1 pseudogene is annotated in these 288 nt (G+C 52.1%); it reads left to right on the top strand.

Going from position 1 to position 288, the window contains the following annotated elements:
- Positions 1-288 (top strand): annotated as a pseudogene (locus tag J0A66_RS23005) (ribosome biogenesis GTPase YlqF); the annotation flags it as partial.

Here is a 288-nt window from a genome sequence, read left to right as displayed (position 1 = left end):
GACGATGTGGGCTTTTATGCTGCTGACTATCTGATTAAAGCTTATCCACAGCTGATGAAAGAGCGCTTTAAGCTTGAAGAGTTACCGGATACCGAACTGGCGTTTCTGGAAGCGGCGGCCAAAAAACGTGGCGCCATAATGGCCGGTGGCCGGGTAACCTGCATAAGATCTGTGAAGTACTGCTTAATGAACTGCAATCCGGCAAGTTGGGCCGTATCAGCCTGGAAACCCCAGACATGCTGGTGCAGGAGAAGGTAGAAATGGAGCAGGCGGCCGCCAAAAAAGCCG

The organism is Bowmanella dokdonensis, from assembly GCF_017254865.1.
Classification (GTDB): Bacteria; Pseudomonadota; Gammaproteobacteria; order Enterobacterales; family Alteromonadaceae; genus Bowmanella; species Bowmanella dokdonensis.
This window is presented reverse-complemented; position numbering and strand designations above follow the sequence as displayed.